This is a genomic window from Ardenticatenales bacterium, from assembly GCA_020634515.1.
In the GTDB taxonomy this organism is placed as follows: Bacteria; Chloroflexota; Anaerolineae; order Promineifilales; family Promineifilaceae; genus JAGVTM01.
In genome coordinates this window covers 182,921-201,496 of the sequence record JACKBL010000007.1, presented here as the reverse complement: position 1 = coordinate 201,496, position 18,576 = coordinate 182,921, and the positions used below count along the sequence as shown (strand labels likewise).

Genomic DNA, 18,576 nt, shown 5'->3' with positions numbered 1-18,576 from the left:
CAGAGAAAATTGGTCCAATCTAGCCAAGATTGGTTCATTCTTGACTCTACTGAAAAAAGGCCCAAAACCGGGTTTTTACACGTGAACCACTCTGGTAATTTCAGTCGGACAATCGAAAAACCCGGTTTTTTCAGTGAATCTGTTCAGAGAGGAGCCAATTGTATGCGGGAGCGAGGCGCTCGCGCAAGCGTGTTGTACGTGTGGTAAACTACTGTCAAGAATCTTCCTGGAAGCGGTGAGCTTCCAGGAAGGTGGCTCAAATCGTGGAAGCTGTGAGCTTCCAGAAAGATGCGTATTTGTTATGTCCGAATTCCTGCACCTCATTCCCCCACCGGAGGCGCTGGCTCGCTTGCTGGCAGCCACGCCCATAAGCCCGCGATGGGAAATGATTCCTGCCGGAGCGGCGCTGGGGCGCGTGGCGGCGGCGGATGTGCTGGCTCCGTTTTCGCTGCCTTCTTTTCCGCGCTCGACGGTTGATGGGTACGCGGTGCGCGCGGCGGAGACGCACGGGGCCAGCGAGAGCCTGCCGGCATATCTGCGGCTGACGGGCGAAGTGTTGATGGGGAGCACGCCGACGGAGGCGCTGGAACCAGGTGCGTGCGTCCTGATCCACACGGGCGGGATGCTGCCTGAGGGGGCGGACGCCGTGGTGATGGTGGAGCAGACGCAATCGCCGCGAAACGATGAGGTGGAGATATGGCGGGCGGTGGCGCATGGGGAGAACGTGATCCGCGTGGGGGAGGATGTGGCCGCGGGCGCGGTGGTGGTGGCCGCGGGAACGCGCATCCGGGCGGCGGAGTTGGGTGGTTTGATGGCATTGGGGATCGGGGAAATGCCGGCATCGCGCCCCCCCCGCGTCGGCATTCTTTCCAGTGGCGATGAAGTCGTCGCCCCCGGAACACCCCTGCAACCCGGCCAGGTATACGACGTGAATACATACACCCTGAGCGCCCTGGTGATGCAGGCGGGCGGTCAGCCCGTCCCTTACGGCATCATTCCCGACCGCCCGGACGCCTTCCACGCCACCGCCCGCCGCGCCCGGGACGAGTGCGACGTGGTCGTGTTTACGGCGGGGTCGTCGGTGAGCGCACGCGACCTGACGGCGCGGACCATCGCCGAATTGGGACCGCCGGGCGTCCTCGTGCATGGGGTGAATGTGCGACCGGGCAAGCCAACGATCCTGGCCGTTTGCGGCGGCAAGGCCGTTATCGGGCTGCCGGGCAATCCGGTGAGCGCGTTGGTCATTGGCCGCCTCTTTTTGACGCCGCTGATTGCGGCGCACCTGGGGTTACAACAGACGCGGCCTGGCCCATCCGTGCCGGCATTTTTGGGGCTGAACCTGGCCTCGCAAACGGGACGGGAGGACTGGGTGGCCGTGCGCCTGGAGGAGACAGACGCGGGGTTTGTGGCGCAGCCCATTTTTGGCAAGAGCAATTTGATCTTCACCCTGGCGCGGGCGGATGGTTTGATCTGTATTCCCGCCGATGCCAATGGGATAGATGCCGGCACGCCCGTAACAGTAATACCACTGTAAGAATTGCCGGATACAATGTAACGAATAACGCTATCTGGAGATTGGACCAATTTTAAGAGGGTAGTTACGGGAAAAGCAATGAAAAAGCTACGATTGAGTACAGGTTTGCTAATCGGCCTCTGCCTAAGTGCCCCGCTGATCGCCATCATGTATCTGGCAAACGTCCTGTTTGCCCTCCCCTTTGTCCCCTTTGACCTGTTCGATTGGGTCTCCCGCGTCCTCCCCGGCCCGGTGATCACGTTTGGGATTGACCGCATGATCGACGCCTTCATCCTGCTCAACATCAACGTCGCCGACAACGCCAAAACGGCGGAGCGGTCGATTGCCCTGCTGCAATTCCTGGGCATCGGCGTGGTCACGGCAGCCATTTTCTACGCCGTTCTCTCCTGGCGTCGCCTCAAAGGAGACACATTGACAGGGCTGGTGTTGGGCGCATTATTTGGCTTTCCCCTCGTCGCCATCAGCGCCGCCATCAGCCAATCCCCCGTCAGCCCGCTGCCGCGGCTGGCCTGGCTGACACTGCTTTTTCTTGGTTGGGGGCTGGCCCTCGCCTACAGCTATCGCCGCCTCACGGGCATGGAAGCGGTAACGCCGCCGCCTCTCGAATCCGCGGCGGTGGAAAAAATCGGGCGACGCCAGTTCCTCATCCGCCTGGGGGCGACAACGGCCAGCATCACCGTCATTGGCGGCGGCGTGGGCGCGGTGCTGGCCGCCGCCGAACGCCGCCAACTGGCCGCGGCCCTCGATGCTTCCATGGCGCACCAGGCGGAAGGCAGCTCGGAAATGCCCTTCCCCAACGCCAACGATCCCGTCGTGCCCGTGCCGGGAACGCGCCCGGAATACACGCCCATCAAGGACCATTACAAGGTGTTCCTGCGCACCGAACCAACCGTGATTGAGGGTTCCACCTACATTCTGCCGATCACGGGGCTGGTGGACAACCCCCTCATGCTCACCCTGGACGACATCCGCAACAACTACCCCTCGCGCGACCAGTACGTGACGCTGCGCTGCATTTCTGGACGCATCGGCACGACCCTGGTCAGCACAACCTTGTGGACGGGCGTCAGTCTGCAAAAGATCCTCGCCGACGCGGGCGTGCAGGATAGCGCCCACTACCTGTACATCACGTCCGGCGACGGCTTCTACGAAACCTTGTCGTTGGATTTGATCAACCAGGATGAGCGTATCCTGCTCTGCTACGGCTGGGATGGCAACACGTTGCCCGTGGACCACGGCTTCCCCCTGCGCATTTGGATTCCCGACCGGTATGGCATGAAGCAGCCGAAGTGGATCACGGGTATTGAGGTCGTGGCCGACGACGAAGATGGTTACTGGGTAACGCGCGGATGGGATAAAATAGCCCGCGCGAAGGCCACGTCGGTGGTGGACACGGTGGCCGTGAACAACATCATCACGGATGGCGACCAGCGGCGCGTGCCCGTAGGGGGCATCGCCTACGCCGGCGCGCGCGGCATCTCCAAAGTGGAGGTGCGTGTTGATGGCGGTCCGTGGCAAGAGGCGCAACTGCGCGCCCCCTTGTCCGAGACGACGTGGGTCATCTGGCGATATGAGTGGCCGTTCCAGGCGGGCGACCACACCTTTGAGGTGCGCTGCGTGGATGGTCAGGGCAATCGCCAGATCGAGGAAGAGAAAAGCGCGCGCCCGGACGGGGCCAGCGGCATCCACAGCCGCACGGCCACATTGAACGGGTGAGGGAGGGTTGCGTGGCGAGTCATACGACCAACCACCAACTGCCCCTCTATCCTTGGAGAGTTTTGTGAGCGCGGAATTGAGTGATAATCAAAATCGCACGCGGGTGGTGCGCTGGCAGGATCCGGCGCGGATGCTTGCCGCAGGGCAGGATTTGAGTGGATTGGCCTATATTCGGCAGATACGGGATGGTTTGCTGCCGGCGCCGCCGATTGCGGCTTTGATGGGGATGCAGTTTGATGAGGTGGAAGAGGGGCGTGTGGTGATGTCGGTTATGCCGGCAGAATACCACTACAACCCCCTCGGAACCGTCCACGGCGGGCTGGCGGCCACCATTTGCGACTCCGCCATGGCCTGCGCCGTCCACACCATGTTGCCGGCCGGCAAAGCGTACACCACCCTCGAACTACACATCAACTACATCCGCCCCATCACCCAGGAAACGGGCCAACTCCGCTGCATCGGCAGCGTCATCCACGTCGGGCGGCGCATGGCAACCGCCGAAGCCCGCCTCATCGACGCCGGCGACAAACTGTACTGCCACAGCACGACAACGTGCATCGTTTTGTAGTTGGTGGTTGACGGTTGACGGTTGATCGTTGGTAGTTGGTCGTGCCACACACCATGCCCATGTCTATTTATTTGCACGACATCCCTCTTGATCAGGCCCAGGCTCGTTTCACGCAGGCGCTGCGTGAGGTGGGGCTGGATGGGCTACTGGGCGCGGAGCCTATTCCGCTGGATGAAGCAGCCCTGGGGCGGGTGCTGGCGGCCCCGGTGTGGGCGCGGCTGTCGTCTCCCCATTATCACGCGGCGGCGATGGATGGTTTTGCCGTACGCGCCGGGGATACGGAGGGGGCAACGCTGACGCGCCCGCTGACGCTGGTTTACGGGACGCAGGCGTTGTATGTGGATACGGGGGATGCGTTGCCGGCATTTGCCAATGCCGTCATCCCCATCGAAGAAATCGAACCCCTAGCCGCCACGGGCGACCGCGCCCCCGACCCCCGCCGCCCGCACGCTATCCGCCTGCGCGCCGCCCTCCCCCCGTGGAAACACGTGCGCCCCATGGGGGAGGATATGGTTGCGTCGCAGTTGGTTTTGCCGGCAGGCCACACCCTGCGCCCCGTGGATTTAGGCGCGATTGCCGGCAGCGGCCATGACCACATCCTCGTCGCCCGCCGCCCCCGCGTCGCCGTCCTGCCCACCGGAACCGAACTCAAGCCCATCGGCGAACCCGTGCAGTCCGGCGACATCATCGAATACAACTCCCTGGTCCTGTCCACACAGATTAACGACTGGGGCGGCCAGGCCACTCGCCTGCCCATCATCCCTGACGACCGCGCCCGCCTCCGCGAGCAAACGGAACTGGCCGCCAGCGATCACGATCTCATCCTCCTCAACGCCGGTTCTTCTGCCGGTTCCGAAGATTATACGGCCGGCATTGTCGCCGAACTGGGCCAGCTTCTCGTACACGGCGTTGCCGTGCGACCGGGGCATCCCGTCATTTTGGGGCTGCTCCCGCGCCCACGGCCAACAGAAGGTCAGGCGGCGTGGGTTCCCATCATTGGCGTGCCCGGCTACCCCGTTTCCGCCGCCCTCACGGCGGAGATATTCGTGCGCCCGCTGCTGGCGCGCTGGCTGGGATGTTCCCCTGTGCCGCCGCCAACAATGCCGGCAACCTTGACGCGCAAAATCGTCTCACCCGCCGGCGATGACGACTACGTGCGCGTGGCCGTGGGGCGCGTGGAAGACAAATGGCTGGCCGCCCCCCTCACGCGCGGCGCGGGCGTCATTTCCTCGCTGGTGCGCGCAGACGGCTTGCTGATCATTCCGCGAGGGACGCAGGGCATGGCCGCCGGAACCGAAGTCACCATCCAGCTTTACCGTTCGCCGCGGGAATTGGCGCGCACCATCCTGGCAATTGGCTCCCACGACATGACCCTGGACCGGATCGCCCAGTTTCTGGCGCGGCAAGGGCGGCGGCTAGCCTCCGCCAACGTAGGCAGCCAGGCAGGGCTGGTGGCCCTGCGGCGCGGCGAAGCCCACCTGGCCGGCTCGCACTTGTTGGACCCGAAAACGGGCACATACAATCTGACGGCCATCCGCCACTATCTGCCCGACCTGCCCGTGAACCTGGTGGCGCTGGTGGGGCGGGAACAAGGCCTGCTGGTGCGGCGCGGCAACCCGCTGCGCATCCGCGACCTGGCGGACCTGGCGCGGCCCGATGTGCGTTTTGTGAACCGGCAGCGGGGCGCGGGCACGCGCGTGCTGCTCGATTACCACCTGGGTCGGCAAGGACTGTCCGCCGACCAAATCGCCGGGTACGACACGGAGGAGTACACGCACCTGGCCGTGGCCGCGGCGGTGGCCTCCGGGCGCGCCGACTGCGGTCTGGGCATTGCGGCGGCGGCGCAGGCGTTGGAACTGGATTTCATCCCCTTGTTTCAGGAGCGATACGATCTGGTGATTCCCCAGGCGCATTACGACACCCCGCTGTTAGCGCCGCTGCTGGATTTGCTGCACGGCGGCGACCTGCGGGAAGCCATTGCCGCCTTGCCCGGCTACGATGTCAGCCCCATGGGGACGCTGGTGGCGCGGTTGCCGTAGGGGCGAGGTGTCTCATAATCCTCAAATAGCAACTACTAACGCTCTGTGGAGATTGGACCCATTTTATGCGCTCAATGACCATTCTCACCAGAGAAAATTGGTCCAATCTGGCTTGACAGTTACCTCAAATAAACCTCGAAGGTCTTTGAGACGTTTGAGGTTTGGTACTACCACCTGCCCCATTCCCTCAAGTATAATGGTCTTTGACAAAAGACGGTTGCGGTATCCCGTGCCGATGCGCGAGAACATCGGTGGCGTTGGAGAGACACCAGGATGTCCCAGGATATTGATAGGATACAAGAGACGGTGGTTGGAATGCCGGCATCGCCCGAAGATCGCCGGTCACAAAGCTTCATGGCGCAGGCGGTGCAGGCGGAGCAGCGGGGGGAGTGGGAGAAAGCTGCCGGCTACTACCGGCATGTCTTGGACCAGCGCGCCGTGGAACTGGCCCTGATCAACAGTGTCCAGCAGGGACTGTCATCCAAGTACGAAATGCAGGCTATCTACGATCTGGTGGGGGACCAACTCCGTGACACCTTCAACGCACAAGTCGTGATGATTTCGCAATATGATGCGCAGACCGAACGCATCTACCACCACTACGCGATTGAGCGCGGACAGCATCTGCAAATACCCGGCTGGCATCCCATTGATGTCTCCCGCGCGCGCGTGGTCCGCACCAAAAAACCGCTGATGATCAACCAGGCGGAGATCAACGATCTCCTCGGCACGCAAAAAATGGCCGTCGTGCCGGGCACGGAAGTACCCAAGACCTGGTTGGGCGTGCCGCTGATGGTCGGCGACGAAGCCCGCGGCATTGTCAGCCTGCAAAATCTGGACATCGAAAACGCCTTCTCACCATCGGACATTGCCCTCTTGATGGCGCTCACGAACAGCATGAGCCAGTCGTTGGAAAACGCCCGCCTTTTTAACGAGACGCAACGTTTGCTCAACCAGATGGAAAGCGAAATGGAGCTGGCACGGCAGGCGCAAAAAAGCATCCTGCCGACGCTTTGGCCGCGGCATCCGGGCTATGATTTCGGTTCGCTGATCATTCCCGCCCGTGCCGTGGGAGGCGATTTCTACGACGTAATCCCCCTGGATAATCAGCGTCTCTGTATTGTTATCGGCGATGTATCGGACAAGGGATTGCCGGCAGCTTTGTTCATGGCGGTCACATTTAGCCTGGTGCGCGTCGAAACAGGGCGGACAAGCGACCAACGTGAGCTTTTGCAGAACGTCAATCGATTTCTGCTGCGCATGAACGCGCAGATGTTCGTAACGCTGTTGTACTGCGTGCTGGATTATGAAACGGGGCGCATGTCCTATTCCCGCGCCGGGCACTTACCGCCTATCGTGCTGGAACAGCAGGGAAAGTTCGTGAAAATCCCTGTTGAGACGGGGCAGCCGTTGGGCCTGTTCGACAATCCGCGCATTGACCAGCAACAATGTACGATACCGAAAGGGGGTCTGGCGCTGCTGTTCAGCGATGGCTTATACGAAGCAGTGGATGCCGCCGAGCGTCAATTTGGCCTGGATCGCGTCGGAAGTTTGCTCATGGCTCATCGCCACGAAAACGCGGAGGCGATCTGTGATCGGCTGTGGTTGGCGGTGCAAGCGTACAGCGGGGAAGCTGTGCATCAAGACGATTTTACGACGGTGATCGTGAAACGAACGGAAACGCCATCCGCTTGATTGGGGTAACTGACTGCTTGATGAGGATTCACGCGTGTATCTGGTTCTCCCCACATCCGCAAGTATAATGGGCGGGTATGGTAAGAAGGGAACGCGGATGGAGAAGTGTCGGCGAAATCCGCGCAACGAGACAAAGGGCGGTTATGAAACTGAAAATCAAGTTGAATGAGGCCGAGGAAACGGTGGAAGTGGTGCGTAAGGGGGATTTGCTGCACGTGACGCGGGGGGCGGAGACGACGACAGTGCGGCTGCTGCAAGAAGAGGGCGCAGCTTTTTTGTTGGAACGGGTGGGGGTGGAGAATAATTCGGCGGCGCGGGTGCGGGCTGCCGGCATTTCCCTCGACAACGGCCGCCGCCAACTATGGGTCAATGGCCAACTCTTCGCCTACGAACGCATCCCCGAACGCGCCGCCCCCCCCGAACAGGGAGCCGACACCTCCCTTTCCGCCACGATTCCCGCCATCGTCGCCCAGGTTCTCGTGGACGTTGGCCGCGAAGTGCGCGCCGGCGACAAACTCATCCTGCTGGAATCCATGAAAATGGTCATCCCCATCGAAGCCCCTTACGATGGCATAGTCACTGCCGTCAACTGCGCTGCCGGCGAGTCCGTGCAGCCAGGCGTGCCACTGGCCGTGCTGGAGCGGGCGGCGAGGGACGAAGATGGTCACGGTCACGGATGAGGAAGATGGTCACAGATTACGCAGATTTCGCAGATGAAGCAGAGAGTGGCAGATTTCGCAGTTGAAGCGGATAGTTGCGGATGGCGCGGATTTAGTTTTGTGCGCGGGTTTCGTGTTCATCCACGTTCCGGTTTTGGAGGAGAATCGGTATGAAGCAAGAACGCCTGGAGCGGCTGACGGAAGAAGTTCTGGACAATGGCCTGGATGGGATCGCCCTGGTCCCCGGTCCGAATATGGTGTATGTGAGTGGCATTCACAGTCATTTGAGCGAGCGGCCTATTGTGCTGTTTTTGCCGGCAGATGACGACCCGGCCATCATTATTCCCAATCTGGAGGCGATGAAGGCGAGAGATGCCGGCATTCCCGACCACCGCATCTTTGGTTGGAGCGACGAAGAAGGCTACACCGGCGCCTTCCAACAAGCGTGCGCCTACCTGGAACTCTCCGACTACCTCCTCGGCGTCGAGTCCCTCTACATGCGCGTCCTCGAATACGAACTACTCAAACGGTATGCCCCCGGCGTCAACATCACCCACGCCGACCCCGTGATGACGGCCCTCCGCCTCAGCAAAGACGAAAACGAAATCGCCGCCATGGAGCGAGCCACCGCCGTGGCCGAAACCGCCATGCAGCGCCTCATCCCCCGCATCCAGGTCGGCCAGACGGAAAAGCAAATCGCCGCCATGCTCAGCCAGGAATTGATTGATGCCGGCGCGGATGCCGTGGCCTTTGGCCCCATCGTCGTTTGTGGCCCCAATGGCGCCTCCCCGCACGCCGTCCCCACCGACCGCCCCATTCAAGCGGGCGAACTGCTGACCATCGACTGGGGCGCACTCGTGGACGACTATCCATCAGACATCACGCGCACCTTCGCCGTCGGTCCCATTGACGCGGAACTGCGCCGCATCTACGAAGTGGTGAGGGCGGCCAATGAGATGGGTAAACGGGCCGCCGGTCCGGGCGTGGCCTGCCAGGAGGTGGACCGGGCCGCGCGCGGCGTGATTGACGATGCCGGCTATGGCGCGTATTTCATCCACCGCACGGGCCACGGCCTGGGGCTGGAGATCCACGAACCCCCCTTCATGATGGAAGGGAATGAGCAGCCGCTGCCGGTGGGCAGTGTGTTCACCGTGGAACCAGGGATTTATGTGCCCGGACGCGGTGGCGTGCGTATTGAGGACAATGTGGTGGTTACGCCCACGGGCGCTCGTTCGCTCACGACGTTCACGCGCGACCTGCTCCAGGTTGGGTAATGGCGTGAAAGCCTACACGGAAAATTGGGGAGGGGGGCGGTGGTGGATGCCGGCATTTTTCCTTATTAGTGCCGGCATTTTCTCCCTCACCGCCTGCCTGAACATCCCCCCCACACCCACGCCCGCCACCCACACCCCAACCGCCATCACGCCCGTCACCCTCCCCTACCCACAACCCGCGGCCACCGCCACCCCCCGCGCCTACCCTCCCGCCACATCCCCGCCCACCGCCACCCCCCACGCTTATCCGGCAGCCACCAACACCCCCCGCCCCGCGCCCACCACCACCCCACCGCCACATACCCCCGCCCCCTTCGTCGCCTACTTCGCCTTCTTCCCCGGTCCGCCCCTGCCCACCGCCACGGCCACCCCCGCCCCCACCAACACGCCCGTCCCCACCCCCACGCCCACCATTGACTTCCAGGCCGTGCGCGCCCAACTGCAAGCCGGCGGGCAGGACCTCGGCTTCGTCAAAATCGGTTTCCACGTCGGGCTGGGGGGGAACATGATCGGGCTTTCCGACTGGATGCGCGGCCTGGATGCCGCCGGCGTGCCCTTCTTCCTCAAAAGCGTAGACAACGCCGGGCCGCTGGTGGACGCGCAGGCCATCGCCCAGGCCAGCGGCGTGCCCCACACGCTCGTTTTTCGACGCGCGGGCGACAACTACGACACGCCCAACTACGATCTGCCGCCGGCTGAGGCAGCGAACCAGCACTGGGCGCTGCACAAAGCCGCTCTTCCGCCGGAACTGGACCCCAATCTGGTATGGATAGAAACGATTAACGAGGTAGACAAGGGGCGCTCCGCCTGGCTGGCCGAATTCGCGCTGGAGACAGCCCGGTTGGCCCTGGCCGATGGCTACCGTTGGGCCGCCTTTGGCTGGTCCTCCGGGGAGCCGGAAATCAGCGATTGGCAGTCGCCGGCCATGCTCCGGTTCCTGCGCCTGGCGGGCGAACACCCTGATCGTATTGCCATTGCCCTGCACGAATACAGCTTCAAGGCGGATGAGATCGGGCACGATTACCCATTCAAGCTGGGCCGCTTCCAATTGTTGTATCAGGTGTGCGACCAGGTTGGCATTCCCCGCCCCACGGTGTTGATTACGGAGTGGGGATGGGAGTATGATAATGTTCCGGGATTGGATGAGGCGATGCGGGACATCGCCTGGGCGTCGGCACTGTACGCGCCCTACCCGGAGGTAAAAGGAGCGGCGTTGTGGTATCTGGGGCCGGGCTACAACAACATCGCCGACAAGGCGCATATCTTCATGATCCCGCTGCGCGACTATGCGCTGGGGCATTACTTCGCCGTTCCCCTGCGGCCCGCGCAGGCGCCCATCAACCCGGAGCAGTATAGACCGTGAAGTGCGCCACCCCTGACGAGGAGAAAAATGAAACGATGGATCTTTTTCGGGATTATGGCTCTGTTGGGCCTGAGCCTGGCGGCGTGCCAGGGCAGCGCGCCGGCGACGACGGCAACGCCCGCGGCGATGATGCCGGGCAGGGATCAAGGAATGATGGCGCGGCATATGGCTCCGATTCCTGAGGAGTATGCCGGCATTTCCAACCCCATCCCCGCCGACGCCACCTCCCTCCAAAAAGGCCAGGCCCTGTTCACCACCAACTGCTCCCCCTGCCACGGCGACCGTGGCATGGGCGACGGCGTCGCCAGCCCCGTCCTCACCCCCCCACCCGCCCCCGTTGCCCGCACCAGCCGCATGATGGGCGATGATTACCTCTACTGGCGCATCAGCGAAGGCGGCGCGCAGCCCCCCTTCAACTCCGCCATGCCTGCGTGGAAAGCAGCCTTCTCCAGTGAAGAAATCTGGGACGTGATCAACTACATTCACACGTTAGCCACCAATTAGCACCGTATCCGTGAAATTCTTGTCAAGAAGGCAAAAAATCATCAAAGATTACGCAGATTCCGCAGTTTTTTTCTTTTATCTGCGTAATCTTTGAAGCAGAACCCTTTTGGTCGTGGCTTGTCCACGTTAGGCACTTTTAATCGCCCACAGCGACAGAAATCGTTAATGGGACCTTATCAGCAAATGCCTTGCATTTCTGCCACAAATGCCACCAATGCCACCCAAAATGCCATTCGTGCAATTCGTGGCAAATCTTTTCTGACTTACCCAGGCTAGGCGCTTCATTCTTCGTCCCTCGTAGGAGACAACCATGCTCAAGAAAATCTCCCTCCCCCTGCTGCTGTCCCTCGCCCTCTTAACCGCCGGATGGCTGTTTTTGTCTCGTCTGGCGCGCGCGGATGTGAACAACGACCAATATCTGCCTCTCCTCAGCGATGGCCGCCCGCTGCCACCGCTGCCGCCGCCCGTGCCGTTGACGAGTACGCTGCCGCTAGATGTGCCGGCATTAACAACCGAACTGGCGGCGCAAGGACAAGTTTTGGCATTGGGCAAAATCGGGTTCCACGTGGGCATTCCGGGTAATCTGACCGGGTTGGAAGATTGGATGGTGGCGATGGATAATGCCGGCATTCCCTTCTTCCTCAAAAGCGTGGACTACCCCGACCCCCTCGTCACTGCCCAAACCCTGGCCCAAACCAGCGGCATCTCCCACACCCTCGTCTTCCGTCGCAGCGGCCTCGGCTACGACCTCCCCGACTACAACCTGCCCCCCGCCACCGCCGCCCAGCTACACTGGCTGCACCACAAACTCGCCTTCCCCGCCCAACTCGACCCCAGCCTCGTCTGGCTAGAAACCATCAACGAAGTGGACAAAAACCGCGCCGAATGGCTGGGCGAATTCGCCCTGGAGACGGCCCAACTCGCCCTCGCCGACGGCTACCGCTGGGCCGCCTTTGGCTGGTCCTCCGGCGAACCGGAACCGGAACATTGGGAATCCCCCGCCGTGATCCAGTTCCTACAATTGGCCGCCGAACACCCCGACCAACTGGCAATCGCCATCCACGAATACAGCTACCTCCGGGACGACATCGCCAACCTCTACCCCTACCTCGTCGGTCGCTTCCAATCCCTCTTCCAAATCTGCGACCGCTACGGCATCCCCCGCCCCACCATCCTCATTACGGAATGGGGCTGGGAATACCAGGACGTGCCCACTCCCACGGACGCCCTGGCCGACATCGCCTGGGCTTCCTGGCTCTACGCCGCCTACCCCGAAGTGCGCGGCGCGGCCATCTGGTACCTGGGCTACGGCTACGGCAACATTGCCGACCAGGCGCAGCAGCTCATCGCCCCCCTCACCGAATACAACCTGCACAACTACTTCAGCCGCACCCCCGGCGTCGGCTCCGTTGACCCCGCCCTGTTCACGCCCTGACACACCCCCACCGGATTCCATCCGCGTCCTTCCCTCCACGCCGCCACCCGTTTGCGCGTTTGCCCGGCCCTCCTTACAATTCTCCTGTGTTCTCGCTTCCTTCCCCGACAAACGACGCCTGGAGCGTCACGGAACTGACGCGGTATATCCGCGAGTTGTTCGAGATTGATTTTCGCCTGCAAGATGTAACCGTCAACGGCGAAATCTCGAATTTTACGCGCGCGCGTTCGGGTCATCTCTATTTCACGCTGAAAGATGGCGGGGCGCAGTTGAAATGCGTCATGTGGCGGTCGGCGGCGGAGCGGCTGCGCTTTGCGCCGCAGGATGGGGACGCGGTGGTGACGCAGGGGCGGGTTTCGGTGTATGAGAGCGGCGGGGTGTATCAACTGTATGCGGAGAGGATGTGGAATGCCGGCATCGGCAACCTCGCCGCCGCCTTTGAACAACTCAAACAAAAACTGGCCGCCGCCGGCCTTTTCGACCCCACCCACAAACAACCCATCCCCCCCCTCCCCCGCAAAATCGGCATCGTCACCTCCCCCGACGCCGCCGCCCTGCGCGACATCCTCAACGTCCTCCGCCGTCGCTATCCCCTCGCCTCCGTCCTCATCGCCCCCACCCTCGTCCAGGGAGCCGAAGCCCCCGCCCAGATCGTGCGCGCCTTACGTTGGCTCGATGGCCGCGACGACCTGGACACCATCATCCTCGCTCGCGGTGGCGGCTCCATCGAAGACCTGTGGGCCTTCAACGACGAACAAGTCGCGCAAACCATCTTCGCCGCCCGCCACCCCATCATCTGCGGCGTCGGCCACGAAACAGACTTCACCATCGCCGATTTCGTCGCCGACCTGCGCGCCCCTACTCCTTCCGCCGCTGCCGAACTGGCCGTACCCGATGTAGCCGAACTGCTACCCCTCGTCCACGATCAGCGGCAAAGCCTGCAGCAACATGTGATGGGCATCATGCAGCAATCCCGCTGGCAACTGGACCATCTCGTCCGCTCCCTACGCCACCTCAGCCCCCGAACGCGGCTGCAAAGCAACTGGCAGCAACTCGACAGCCTCACCCTCCGCCTGGAACGCGGCATAGACCAGCGGCTAAGCCAATACCGCGCCGACCTGGTCCTGGCTCAGACCCAACTCCACGCCGTCAGCCCTCTGGCAACCCTTGCCCGCGGCTATGCCATCGTCCGCCGCGCCGATGGTCGCCTGGTGTATCACGTCCGGGACGTAACGCCCGGCGACCCCGTGCAAATTCAGGTAGCCGACGGCGTGATCCGCGCCACTGTGGCGTCTGCCAAACCCTAGGTGGCCGTCCGCAATTAAGTTGGCGGAAATGTGCGGACAACTTGTCAGTAACCGTCCGTAAAAAAGGAAACACCTATGATCGATCCCGCGGAATTGACATTTGAGGCCGCCTTACAAGAACTGACGGAAACCGTCACCCGCCTGGAAGCCGGAGAACTATCGCTAGAAGAATCGCTGGCGCTATTCGAGCGCGGGCAGGCATTAGCCAGCCAGTGTCAAAAGCTGCTGGAAACCGCCACCCTGCGCGTCGAACAATTGACGGCGGATGGCGAAATCGTGGAGATGACGCTAGAATAATTCTCACATCCCCCATCACGGGGCTATCGGAATAGAAGAGAATCACAGACACTGCTTTATCCGCGTTTTCCCGTAACTGCTAAGAACCGGCGATGAAACAAGATGTGGATTGCATCGCCAGTTTGAAGGAGCGGTAGCCCGATTGGACCAATTTTCTCTGGTGAAAATGGCCATTGAGCGCCTCAAATTGCTCCAATCTCCAAAAAGCGTTAGTAGTTACGTTTTTCCGCGCTAATCCGTGTCCCCCAAATTCTGGGAGGTAATTCAGTTTGTTCAAAAGTATTCGTGAGTCGCTGACCCGCACACGGCAAACCGTCTTTGGTCAAATAGCCAACGTCCTGGGAACAGCCGAAATTGACGAAACAACCTGGGAAGACCTGGAAGCCCTGTTAATCCAGGCGGATATGGGCGTCGAAACCAGCCTGGCGCTGGTGGAAGCCATGCGCGAACGGGTGCGGCGCGAGGGCCTCTACCGCGCCGACCAACTCATGCAGGCGCTCAAGGCGGAAATGCGCAACATGCTCACCGATCCGCCCCCGTTTAGCATGGAGACACCCCGCCTGCTAACCGTCGCTATGGTCGTCGGCGTGAATGGCTCCGGCAAAACCACCAGCATCGGCAAGCTGGCCTATTACTACAGAAACAAAGGACGCAAAGTCACGCTGGTGGCCGGCGACACCTTCCGCGCCGCGGCCATTGACCAGCTAACCATCTGGAGCGAGCGCGCCGGCGTGCCCATCATCGCCGGGCAGCCGGGCGGCGACCCCGGAGCCATTACCTATGATGGCATTCGCGCCAGCCGCGCCCGCGGCTCCGACCTGGTGCTGGTAGACACCGCCGGACGCCTGCACACCAAGTACAACCTGATGAAGGAGTTGGAAAAGGTGTATAGCATCTGCCAGCGCAGCGTCCATCAGGCCCCCCATGAGGTGCTTCTGGTACTGGACGCGCCCACGGGCCAAAATGCCCTGATTCAAGCGGCAAAATTCAAGGAATCCGTCAAAGTAACCGGCGTTATCCTCACCAAGTTGGACAGCACCGCCAAAGGGGGCATGGTGTTTGCCATCTACCACGATCTGGGTCTGCCGGTGCGCTTTGTGGGCACGGGCGAAAAGCTCGAAGACCTGGCCCCGTTCGACCCGGATCAATTCATCAATGGTCTCTTTGACTGATTTTGGACCACATGGGAACGGAATTGAATAAGACAACGAAGTTGTTTCCTTACCGTTCCCGCAAACTGACGATGCAATTCCGTACCTTTTTCATCGTCAGTCCTTAGAGGCTCTCCGCAATTAAGTTAGCGGAATTGCGCGAACAGCTTGTCAGTAGCCGTCCGCAAAAAGTGCGAAGTTGTTTTCGGACGGTTACTTAGTAGTCGCCAACATCTTGAAAATGGGCGGCAGTCGTGGCCGTTTTTGCACTTTGAGCAAACCATCGGATAATCGCGCCCCTACCACGCTCCTGCCCAACGGGGCGGGGCAATGATAGACTAAATTACACAGGAGTAACTATTCACGTCTCCGAGAGATTGGACCAATTTTGTAGACATCAATAAGATTCAACCAGAGCAAATTGGTCCAATCTGGGCAGATGACCTGTATAGTCACACACAGGAAAGGCTTCAGCATCATGGAAGAAATCACAACACAACTCGAGGAAATCAACACAACCGTCTCTATTCTGCGGAGGCGTCTTTGACGTAGCCGGCAAATTAGTGAAGATTGCCCAACTGGAAGAGCTGACAGCGGGGCCAGGTTTCTGGAACGATCCGCGGCAGGCGCAGCAGGTGATGCGCGAATTGACGCGGCTGCGAGAACAGGCCGTGATCTGGGACAGGTTAAGCCACCAAATTGAGGACGCGCTGCTTCTGTCCGGTCTGGATGACGCGGAAATGGAAGCGGAATTGACGCATGAGGTAGAGCGGCTGCAAGAAGAAGTCAACAAACTGGAATTCCAGACGCTCTTTTCCGGGCGGTATGATGATCGAGACGCGATATTCGCCATTCATGCGGGCGCCGGCGGCACGGAGGCCCAGGATTGGGCGCTGATGTTGCAGCGCATGGTTATCCGTTGGGCGGAATCGCATGGATTCTCCGTGGATATTCTGGACCAAAGCGACGGGGATGAAGCGGGCATCAAAAGTACGCTGATGTCCATTCGGGGAGAATATGCGTATGGCTGGCTTAGATCGGAGCGCGGCGTCCACCGACTGGTGCGCATTTCCCCCTTCGATGCTTCCAGCCGCCGCCATACCTCCTTCGCCAAGATGGAAGTGTGGCCGGATGTCGCGGAAGAGATAGAAATCGACATCGACGAAAAAGATTTGCGTATTGATCGTTTTCGGGCCAGCGGCGCGGGTGGGCAGCATGTGCAAAAGAATGAAACGGCGGTGCGGATCACGCATCTGCCAACGGGCATTGTCGTTTCCTGCCAGAATCAGCGTTCTTTGACGCAAAATCTGGACACGGCAATGAAGATTTTGAAGGCGCAGCTTTTCGATCTGGCGCAGCAAAAGCAAGATGCGGCGATTGCGGAGCTGAAAGGCGAAGATGTGGATGCGGGCTGGGGCAATCAGATTCGCTCCTATGTGCTGCATCCCTACAAGATGGTCAAGGACCATCGCACCGGTCACGAGACCGGAAATACGCAGCCTGTGTTAGATGGTCGGCTGGATGGTTTTATGGAAGCGTACTTACGTTTTTCGCTGGACCAGCCGACCGGTCACCAGATGGGAGAAAACAATGGCTCAAGGTAAATTTGCCGGCAGCAAAGGGAAAGCAGGTAGTACGCAAAAAAGCGCGACCCGGCAGTCCACTCCGCGCCCACGAATGAACCAGAAACAGCCCAAACCCGCCAACCGTCCCGCGCCCGCGACCGCGCCACGTCCGCGCGTGCCCACTATGCAGCAGCGCATTGCGGCGCGTCAGCGTCTGCGGCAGCGTGCGGCGCGCGGATTTACGCCTATTCCGCCGCCACCGGCGCGACGCCCGGCCGTGGCCGCGCCGGTCGTGGCGGCTACGGCGGCCACGGCGGCCAGCGTTGCGGTCACGGAGCGTGAGCAGCTACAAATGGAACTGAGCATGGTGCGGCAGCGTTTTTCGTCGCTGGAGGCGGCGGCGCAGTTGAGCGACCTGTACCAGGCGATTGGGCATCTGGATTCTCGCCTGACGCAACTTCCCCTGGAGTTGAATGAACTGCGCAATCGCGGCTACATACATGCGGGGCAGCTTGAGGACCAGATCGCGGCCGTCGATGAGCAGTGGGATTCGGTGCGACCACAGGTGGAAGCAGCTTTGCGGCAGCAAGTCGGCCAACTCAATCAGGAGCTGCGGCAAGTTAGTTTGCAGGTGGCGCGGGTGTCGGTGGCGAATCGTGCCGGCATTTCCGCCGCCAACACCGCCGTCTCCGCCCTATCCCAACGCATCAACGCCGCCCGCAACACCGTCCGTGGCCTCTTCAGCAGCCTGGACAACAACATCGACCAGATCGACGACAACATGGACCGCCTCGATTGGATGCTCGACCAGTTCGAAAGCAGCAAGATCGACCTGCGCAACACCGAAGCCCCCCTCGCCGCCGCCGACGCCGAATGGCATCAAAACGGCGAGTCCGGCCCGGTCGGCTTCCTTTTCCTCACCGACCAACGCCTCCTGTTTGAGCACCGCGAAGAAGTCGCCACCAAGAAACTACTGGGACTCTTTGCCACGGAAACGGAGAAAATACAAGAACTCGCCCTGGAAATCGAAGTCGCCCATGTGGATCAGGTCGAAGACCTGGAAGAAAAAAGCGGCTTCCTCGGCATGGGCAAAGATGAGATACTGGAACTAGTGCTGAGCGCGGCGGCTCCCGTATCACGGGCGCGCTTCCACCTGAAAGAGCAGGATTCCACAGCCTGGGCCGGCCTGTTAAAACGGGTGAAGAACGGCGACATTGACGACGACCGCGCCGAAGAGTACATTGACGAAGCGGAGGAAGCAGCGGCTGCCGCCATCGCCTTCCCCACGCAGTGTCCCAACTGCTTTGCCCCCGTGCCCACGCCCCCGCGCGGCGTCACCAGCGTCACCTGCGAATACTGCTCTTCGGTGATCGTGGCCGTCGCCGGCCCAGGCGCGGCGCAGTAGGCGCGGTTGATACCCAAACCGGACAGGTCTTCTACTGACCACCACCCACCGTTCACTGAATCAA

General features: G+C 61.2%; 15 protein-coding genes. All 15 read left to right on the top strand.

What is annotated here, in order from left to right; translation table 11 throughout:
* Positions 1–301: 301 nt before the first annotated feature.
* The 15 genes from H6650_18340 to H6650_18270 all read left to right on the top strand — a co-directional run bounded on the left by H6650_18340 (position 302) and on the right by H6650_18270 (position 18,512).
* On the top strand, positions 302–1,534 hold the full coding sequence (locus H6650_18340; GenBank protein MCB8953970.1) for a molybdopterin molybdenumtransferase MoeA: 1,233 nt from the start codon (positions 302–304) through the stop codon (positions 1,532–1,534).
* Between the two features lie 78 nt (positions 1,535–1,612).
* Positions 1,613–3,250: a molybdopterin-dependent oxidoreductase gene (locus H6650_18335; GenBank protein MCB8953969.1), complete on the top strand. Its 1,638-nt coding sequence runs from the start codon at positions 1,613–1,615 to the stop codon at positions 3,248–3,250.
* A gap of 130 nt (positions 3,251–3,380) precedes the next feature.
* Positions 3,381–3,818, top strand: a complete 438-nt coding sequence (locus H6650_18330; GenBank protein ID MCB8953968.1) for a PaaI family thioesterase — start codon at positions 3,381–3,383, stop codon at positions 3,816–3,818.
* Between the two features lie 59 nt (positions 3,819–3,877).
* On the top strand, positions 3,878–5,857 hold the full coding sequence (locus tag H6650_18325; protein MCB8953967.1) for a molybdopterin biosynthesis protein: 1,980 nt from the start codon (positions 3,878–3,880) through the stop codon (positions 5,855–5,857).
* A 273-nt stretch (positions 5,858–6,130) separates the two neighbouring features.
* Complete coding sequence (locus H6650_18320; GenBank protein MCB8953966.1) at positions 6,131–7,552, top strand: SpoIIE family protein phosphatase; 1,422 nt, start codon at positions 6,131–6,133, stop codon at positions 7,550–7,552.
* Between the two features lie 143 nt (positions 7,553–7,695).
* Complete coding sequence (locus H6650_18315) at positions 7,696–8,232, top strand: biotin/lipoyl-binding protein (protein ID MCB8953965.1); 537 nt, start codon at positions 7,696–7,698, stop codon at positions 8,230–8,232.
* A gap of 149 nt (positions 8,233–8,381) precedes the next feature.
* Positions 8,382–9,485, top strand: a complete 1,104-nt coding sequence (locus H6650_18310) for an aminopeptidase P family protein (GenBank protein MCB8953964.1) — start codon at positions 8,382–8,384, stop codon at positions 9,483–9,485.
* A 4-nt stretch (positions 9,486–9,489) separates the two neighbouring features.
* Positions 9,490–10,848, top strand: coding sequence for a hypothetical protein (locus H6650_18305; GenBank protein MCB8953963.1), 1,359 nt, complete (start codon positions 9,490–9,492; stop codon positions 10,846–10,848).
* Between the two features lie 27 nt (positions 10,849–10,875).
* Positions 10,876–11,352 (top strand): cytochrome c, encoded by a 477-nt coding sequence (locus H6650_18300; protein ID MCB8953962.1) that lies wholly within the window; start codon positions 10,876–10,878, stop codon positions 11,350–11,352.
* 310 nt (positions 11,353–11,662) lie between these two features.
* Complete coding sequence (locus H6650_18295) at positions 11,663–12,787, top strand: hypothetical protein (GenBank protein MCB8953961.1); 1,125 nt, start codon at positions 11,663–11,665, stop codon at positions 12,785–12,787.
* 86 nt (positions 12,788–12,873) lie between these two features.
* On the top strand, positions 12,874–14,094 hold the full coding sequence (gene xseA, locus H6650_18290) for an exodeoxyribonuclease VII large subunit (protein ID MCB8953960.1): 1,221 nt from the start codon (positions 12,874–12,876) through the stop codon (positions 14,092–14,094).
* A 75-nt stretch (positions 14,095–14,169) separates the two neighbouring features.
* Positions 14,170–14,391 (top strand): exodeoxyribonuclease VII small subunit, encoded by a 222-nt coding sequence (locus tag H6650_18285; protein ID MCB8953959.1) that lies wholly within the window; start codon positions 14,170–14,172, stop codon positions 14,389–14,391.
* 269 nt (positions 14,392–14,660) lie between these two features.
* Positions 14,661–15,563 (top strand): signal recognition particle-docking protein FtsY, encoded by a 903-nt coding sequence (gene ftsY / locus H6650_18280; GenBank protein MCB8953958.1) that lies wholly within the window; start codon positions 14,661–14,663, stop codon positions 15,561–15,563.
* Positions 15,564–16,020: 457 nt separating this feature from the next.
* Positions 16,021–17,146 (top strand): peptide chain release factor 2 gene (gene prfB, locus H6650_18275; GenBank protein MCB8953957.1). Its coding sequence is split into 2 segments (ribosomal slippage): positions 16,021–16,086 and positions 16,088–17,146, totalling 1,125 coding nucleotides; the frame shifts between segments, so codons are not numbered across the junction.
* Complete coding sequence (locus tag H6650_18270) at positions 17,133–18,512, top strand: hypothetical protein (GenBank protein ID MCB8953956.1); 1,380 nt, start codon at positions 17,133–17,135, stop codon at positions 18,510–18,512. The genes prfB and H6650_18270 overlap by 14 nt, the downstream gene beginning before the upstream one ends.
* Positions 18,513–18,576 lie beyond the last annotated feature (64 nt).